This window comes from Pseudomonas sp. GW823-FHT06B06 (assembly GCF_058795195.1).
Map to the genome: position 1 here is coordinate 190,083 of NZ_JBXAHO010000012.1, position 6,000 is coordinate 196,082.

The window sequence follows — 6,000 nt, forward strand, 5'->3', positions numbered from 1 at the left end:
TCTTATGGAATAAGCAGTTAGTTTCAGACTATATCGAATTGGGTTCAGCTACTTGGATGGCTCAACCCATTTTATTGATGCAGACCACTTTGGGCTGCGTCATGTCCTCATAGGCAAACCGAACACCTTCTCGCCCCAGACTTCCGTACATGAAGCCACCGAAAGGCATGGCATCGAACCGATAATCGGAAGAATCATTGATCATCACGCCACCGGCTTCAATTTGGCGCGCCAATTTCAAGGCCTTGGAAAGATCGCGTGTGAACAGACCCGCGTGCAAGCTGTATTCCGGCGCGTTGGCCAGAGCAACGGCACAAACTTAGTCGCGTCCCTGACGCTGCAAAGCGGCGGCAGGGACGTTGATTGGCTCAAGCAGCTCATCGTAATTGGTGGTAATCACGGAGTGCAGTCGTATTTTCTTTAGAAGCTCGATCTCATCCGGCAAGCCAGGCTTTTCCGTTGCCAAGAGCTCTTTGAAAATCTTGGCAACTGTGTACTTGATGTAGACCTGCGGCGAGCTCGTTTCGTCAAACAGTTCCTTTGGAAACTGATCTTCCCCAGCCCCCCACGCCCAGTCGTTGTACTTCTCTGAGAATTCAGTGCCAATGTCCACGAAGTCGGGGTAGCGTTGCTTGTAGTAGGCAAATTGTCGTGCAATCTCTGGGCAGCGCGCCGCCAACTCTTTCAGCCGCTCCTCCCAGTTAGGGCCCTTCAGGTAGCGCTTCGTGAAACCTGACCCTACAAACAGTATGGGCTGGCACGCCATATCTCCTATGCAGGTTTGATGTCTTCCGTTACATCCTCGATGTATTTCGCGTAGTCCCTAGGCATAAGGAAACGTCATATCGCATTTCCGAGGTTGTCTTTCAAGAGGTGAAGAAGGGCTTGCCAAGCAAATGCATGGATAACTGGATACGGGGGAGAAAGCTGCCGGGGCCGGTACACGAAGCCTTTGCGATAGAGATCAGCCGAAGGTCACTCGATTCCCTGCAGTACCACCGGATCATCGGTCGCGCCTAACCGTAATCCATAAACTATGGTCCGAGTGGGGTGCGCGACCCAACGCTGCTCCGGCGAGATCTAGTCACTCACGACGGGCCGATATAGGTTTGCTGCCCTCTTGAAGCGCGCACCATCGAATCTTCTTGAGCTTCAGCAGAAGACCGCGGTCGTTCCTAACAGTCCAGCCCCTAGGGGGCATCTTCGGGTCGGAGTACATTAGCAACAGCCGTTGGTATGTGACGATTTAACGATGTGATGGAGGTGAACATGACCATGCCCTGCGAGCGTACGCGCAGCATTATCCATACGGGTGATTTTTTGCGCGAGCTATCAAAAAAACCGTCTGTTCCAGAATCGATTCGCCGTGAGGCCAAGCACCTGCTACGCCACTACCCGGAACCTTGGATCGTGCTCAGCATCGGACAATTCGAGGAACTGCTGCAATCCACCGCTCCTGAGGATCCAAAGCGGGAAACGGCGATCCAACTGCACTCAGCCATGTTGAGTTCAAGCACTGAGCGCTAGCACGGTCACGAAATGCCAATGCTCCTACGTCTTTACAGTCAGACATTATCGGAGGCGGGATCGAATCAGTAGGAAAGAAATCCCATAACTGTTCGCTTAGTAAATCTTGCCGACTACGACCAGCCGATGGGGGTCGTTATCACCCCTTCGCGAGAGCTAGCCATGGCCAGAAACAGTCATTCAGATGCGTCTATGGGGCCTGGGTCGATTCACTACGCTTGGTGCTTTGAATCACGCTGAGCGCGCATTGACTTGCAAATCAAATGTGCGAATAAGCTTCGCAACGGCCGACTAGCCTCAAATGCAACGGTTTGCAAATCTCCTTGGTTCGCTCTTCCCTGAAGGAGGCGACCGAAAAGCAACACATGCAATCTTTCAATTGCAACACCGCAAACGTAAGAGCCACATCCTATTGGGCTCTTGAAAAGCAACACAACGCCGGTGCCTATTTAAGTTTGACTTCATAACTCCACTGTCCGCCCGGGGCCTTTTCCACCAGCGTCGCCAGCTCCGGTTTGATCTGGTCAGGCAGTTCGGCCTTGCGCGCGCCTGTGAGTGGCGCGGATTGTTCTTTGCGTGCAGGCGACGCGGGCTGCTTGATGGACTTGGCTTTGGTGGCCTTGGATGCTTTGGGTGTCTTGGGTGCCTTGGCGACGAGAGTCCGTTCGCTGAGCACGCTGTCGGGTTCGGCGACCACCACGTCGTAATCACTTTCCGGCCGGGCGGCACCGTCCTGGTGCTTGATCAGGAACCACTGCTCCTGCTTGCCCGGCATGTGCGTGCGCACCAGGTTCCACAGGCCGCCGAGCTTCTCGCCTTGCAGTTCGAACTTGAGCCGGCCCTTGGCATAGGCCTTCGCCGGATCGTCCTGGGGAATCCACACGCCACGGTCCCAGACGATGACATCCCCCGCGCCGTAGTGACCTTCGGGGATGCTGCCTTCAAAGGTGGCGTAATCCAGCGGATGATCTTCGACATGTACCGCCAAACGCTTGACCTTGGGGTCCAGCGACGGTCCCTTGGGCACCGCCCAACTCTTGAGCGCACCGTCGAGCTCCAGGCGAAAGTCGTAATGCAGGCGCGAAGCATCGTGCTTCTGGATGCAAAACTGCAAGGCATGATCCGTGGTTTTTTTTCTGCCCTTGGGTTTGACGGCGACGGGTTCCGACGTCGCCGAAAAATCGCGCATGCGGTTGTAGTCATCGAGATTTTTGTTCATGGCTCACCCGCGGTTCGCTGCAGGGCGCTGAATCAGCACGTCCCTCTCTCAGCAGAGCGAGCCTTGGCGAAAAAAATTCCATCGCCGTCGAAATTGCCCGGACGGACGGCCCCGTACCGCGGCTGCCGGCCAGCGTTCAAAGCGCCTACAATCGGCGGATGCTGCCTCATCTGCGGAGAGCCATCATGCGCACGGTTCACGTCCTCCAGTCCCCACCGGCATCGGTCAATGTCGTTGGCGAAAAAATTACTGTCCTCGCTGGCGGTGATCTCAGCAAACCGTTTGAAATGCATATCCAGGAAGGCATTCAAGGTGGCGGCCCGCCCCCGCACTTTCACCCATGGGACGAAGCGTTCTACGTGGTCGACGGTCAGGTCGAAGTGACCGTCGAAGGCACCTCCACCACTGTCTCGGCCGGGGGCTATGTGCATATTCCTGCCGGGTCGATTCATGCCTACAAGAACGTCAGCCCCACGGCAAAGATGATCGGCGTGGTCTCCGATCCGCGAGGCGGGCTTTTTTTTACGGCGATGGACCGGTTCAAGGTACCCGAGGATCTTCCGCGGATATTTGAGGTGGCGGAGCGCTTTGGCGTGACCTTCCTGGTGCCCGAACCGCCGATTTCCTGATCGACCGACCTCGCTCTCTGTAGGAGCTGCCGCAGGCTGCGATCTTTTGATCTTCAGCGATTCTTCAGGCGCAAAAGTCAAAAGATCGCAGCCTGCGGCAGCTCCTACAGAGGCCTTCAGGCTGTGCCGTGGGCCTGCTGTTCCAGATGCACCTGCAAGTCCGGCTCGATGCCCAGCGCCGCCGCCAGTTCATCCAGGTAACTGCGCTCGGCATCCTGTTGATCATCCACCAGCATCACGCTGGCCAGGTACATCTCGGCGGCGATGCCGGGGTCGGTTGCCGATTGTGCCACCTCGGCAGGGTCAAGCGGTTTGGCGGCTTCCTCGTCAAGCCACTGCTGCAACTGCGGATCATCGGTGTGCCGGGCGATTTCGGCATTGATCATTTGTGTCTCGGCGTCGTCGAAGCGGCCATCGGCTTTGGCCGCCGCGATCATCGCCCGCAGGATCGCGTGGCTGTGTTCCTCGACTTCCGGGCCCGCCAGCATGTCCACCGTACGCATCGCCTGCTGCGGCGCCTGCTGTTGCTGCGTGGCCTGGCTGCGTTGCCAGGCCTGAAAGGCCTGGAATGCCATCATCCCCAGCGAAGCCAGCGCAGCATAATTGGTACCACCGGCGGAGCGCGATTGCGGCGCACCGCCCATTGGCGATCCTGCGCCCAGCAAGCCACCGAGCAAGCCGCCCAGGCCACCCATGCCGCCAGCGCCCGAACGGCTGGTGCCACCACCGCCCAACAGGCCGCCGAGCAATCCACCCAAGTCACCCAGGCCACCCTGTGCCGACGCCCCACCGCCGCCCCGTTGCGCCATCGAGCCCTGGCCGGCCCGCAGTAATTGTTCGAGCAGATCGCTGGTGTTCATGACGACGTCCTCATCGATGGGAGTGATCCAGTCAGACAACGATAGCCCTCGCGCGTAAATGTGCTACCACCGTCTGGCTGACACATTACCGATTTATCCGCCGTATTTTTCTACGGCGCAGCTAAGATTCATGGGTGGTGAACCTTATTCCCGGATACCCGGTCGATACTTGCAACCCAACCCGGTTTGCCGCCGCCCGCCAGATGAGGGCGTTGACTGGCTTGCTTCACTTTCTGGAGAACGCCCCCGTGATATCGACCCTACACATCGCCAGGCTCAAAGCCTGGGGCGCCCATGGTTTTACCGCCACCGGCGTGGTCACCGCCTTCCTCGCCACCCTCGCCCTGCTCGATAACCAGCCCACCAGTTGCCTGCTGTGGCTGGGTGTGGCCCTGATCGTCGATGGCCTGGACGGCGCACTGGCGCGCAGGGTCAACGTACAGTCGGTGCTGCCGAGTTTCGACGGCTCGATTCTCGACCTGGTGATCGACTACCTGACCTACGTATTCATTCCGGCACTGTTCATCTATCGCTACATCCCGTTGCCGGACTACACACTGCTGCTGACCGTGTCGCTGATCCTGGTGTCGTCGCTGTTCTGTTTCTGCAACGTCAACATGAAAAGCAAGGACAACTACTTCCAGGGCTTCCCCGCCGCCTGGAACGTGGTCGCCCTGTGCCTCTACATCATCGCGCCGTCACCCTGGATCACCTTCCTCACCGTGATCGGCCTGGCCCTGTTGACGCTCACCCGGATGAAATTCCTGCACCCGTTCCGCGTGCGCCGCTTTATGCCGATCAACATTGCCGTGACGGCGATCTGGCTGCTGTGCAGCCTGTCGCTGGTGATCAACCACCCGGTGATCAATCCCATGGTCATGGGGCTTTGGCTGTTGATGTCGGCGTACTTCCTGGGGATCTGCTTCTGGCGCACGGCGCTTGAGTGGTTCGACGAATCGCGGCTCAAGTAGCGCCATGCCTATTCATATCGTGCGCCTCGGCTCTGCGCGAAAACCCGACGAAGGCTTGCGCCTGGGTACGGTGCGCCGTCCACCCCGTGGCGTACCGAAAGCCGAGTTTGCCAGCCGGGATTTCTATGATGTGTGGCAGCCACTGCTGTCGCCCAGCCCGGAGCTGGTACAACAGGCCCAGGCCGCTGAGGACGACAAGGCCTGGAATGCGTTCAGGCGCAAGTTCAAGGCCGAAATGAACCACCCTGCCCCCAGCCAGTTGCTCGATCTGCTGGCGGCTCTTTCGCATCACACTTCCTTGGCCGTGGGGTGTTATTGCGAGGACGAAGCGCATTGTCATCGCTCGGTGTTGCGTGAGTTGCTGGAGGCGCGGGGGGCGGTGGTTGTCTAGATACTCTCGCGGCTGTACCTGATTTTCTGTGGGAGCGAGCCTGCTCGCGAAGGCGGCCTGACGGCCGACCTGTTATTTGTTGTCTGAGTACATATCCATTGCTGCGGTAACGGCTGGATTTCGCTTTTTACCGTAGGAGCCAGGCTTGCTGGCGAAGGCGTCCTGGCAGACGGTGATTGTCTTTCAGGTGTACATATCCGTTGCTGCGGTAACGGCCACTTAGGTTTTCGCTTTTACTGTAGGAGCCAGGCTTGCCGGCGAAGGCGTTCTGGCAGACGGTGATTGTCTTTCAGGTGTACATATCCGTTCCTGCGGTAACGGCCACTTATGGTTTCGCTTTTACAGCGAGTCACTTGGAACAGCCCCAAGTAACCAAGGGCTCTTGCCCCTGGCGTTCGGTGCC

The 6,000-nt window shown here is 58.1% G+C and carries 6 protein-coding genes and 2 pseudogenes; 4 read left to right on the forward strand and 4 right to left on the reverse strand.

Annotation, left to right across the window (positions count from 1 at the left end; all coding sequences use genetic code 11):
- Positions 1-61 precede the first annotated feature (61 nt).
- Both AC1Q8Q_RS13910 and AC1Q8Q_RS13915 read right to left on the reverse strand, forming a co-directional pair.
- A pseudogene (locus AC1Q8Q_RS13910) lies at positions 62-313 on the reverse strand (aldehyde dehydrogenase family protein); the annotation flags it as partial.
- 6 nt (positions 314-319) lie between these two features.
- The gene (locus AC1Q8Q_RS13915) at positions 320-766 is read right to left on the reverse strand and encodes an SIR2 family protein (protein WP_492615160.1); all 447 of its coding nucleotides are present in this window, start codon (positions 764-766) and stop codon (positions 320-322) included.
- Positions 767-1,269: 503 nt separating this feature from the next.
- Between AC1Q8Q_RS13915 and AC1Q8Q_RS13920 the strand changes: the two genes are divergently transcribed.
- A complete protein-coding gene (locus tag AC1Q8Q_RS13920; protein ID WP_492615161.1) occupies positions 1,270-1,527 on the forward strand; it encodes a BPSL0761 family protein in 258 nt (85 codons plus the stop codon).
- Between the two features lie 454 nt (positions 1,528-1,981).
- Here the strand turns inward: AC1Q8Q_RS13920 and AC1Q8Q_RS13925 are convergent.
- A pseudogene (locus tag AC1Q8Q_RS13925) lies at positions 1,982-2,746 on the reverse strand (DNA polymerase ligase N-terminal domain-containing protein); the annotation flags it as partial.
- Positions 2,747-2,931: 185 nt separating this feature from the next.
- On the opposite strand from AC1Q8Q_RS13925, the gene AC1Q8Q_RS13930 reads away from it, so the two are divergent.
- A complete protein-coding gene (locus AC1Q8Q_RS13930; protein ID WP_033041414.1) occupies positions 2,932-3,375 on the forward strand; it encodes a cupin domain-containing protein in 444 nt (147 codons plus the stop codon).
- A gap of 116 nt (positions 3,376-3,491) precedes the next feature.
- Here AC1Q8Q_RS13930 and AC1Q8Q_RS13935 read toward each other — a convergent pair whose 3' ends face one another.
- Entirely contained in the window at positions 3,492-4,235 is a 744-nt protein-coding gene (locus tag AC1Q8Q_RS13935; protein ID WP_168757869.1) for a tellurite resistance TerB family protein, read from the reverse strand.
- 248 nt (positions 4,236-4,483) lie between these two features.
- Here AC1Q8Q_RS13935 and pcsA point away from each other — a divergent pair, with 248 nt between their 5' ends.
- Together pcsA and AC1Q8Q_RS13945 are read left to right on the forward strand one after the other, a co-directional pair.
- The gene (pcsA, locus tag AC1Q8Q_RS13940) at positions 4,484-5,206 is read left to right on the forward strand and encodes a phosphatidylcholine synthase (RefSeq protein WP_020798292.1); all 723 of its coding nucleotides are present in this window, start codon (positions 4,484-4,486) and stop codon (positions 5,204-5,206) included.
- 4 nt (positions 5,207-5,210) lie between these two features.
- Complete coding sequence (locus tag AC1Q8Q_RS13945; protein ID WP_083348820.1) at positions 5,211-5,597, forward strand: DUF488 domain-containing protein; 387 nt, start codon at positions 5,211-5,213, stop codon at positions 5,595-5,597.
- Positions 5,598-6,000 lie beyond the last annotated feature (403 nt).

Bases quoted from the DNA above. Each gene is read 5' to 3' on its own strand.
- AC1Q8Q_RS13915 (WP_492615160.1), bottom strand. From the start codon at position 766: ATGGCGTGCCAGCCCATACTGTTTGTAGGGTCAGGTTTCACGAAGCGC.
- AC1Q8Q_RS13920 (WP_492615161.1), top strand. From the start codon at position 1,270: ATGACCATGCCCTGCGAGCGTACGCGCAGCATTATCCATACGGGTGAT.
- AC1Q8Q_RS13930 (WP_033041414.1), top strand. From the start codon at position 2,932: ATGCGCACGGTTCACGTCCTCCAGTCCCCACCGGCATCGGTCAATGTC.
- AC1Q8Q_RS13935 (WP_168757869.1), bottom strand. From the start codon at position 4,235: ATGAACACCAGCGATCTGCTCGAACAATTACTGCGGGCCGGCCAGGGC.
- AC1Q8Q_RS13945 (WP_083348820.1), top strand. From the start codon at position 5,211: ATGCCTATTCATATCGTGCGCCTCGGCTCTGCGCGAAAACCCGACGAA.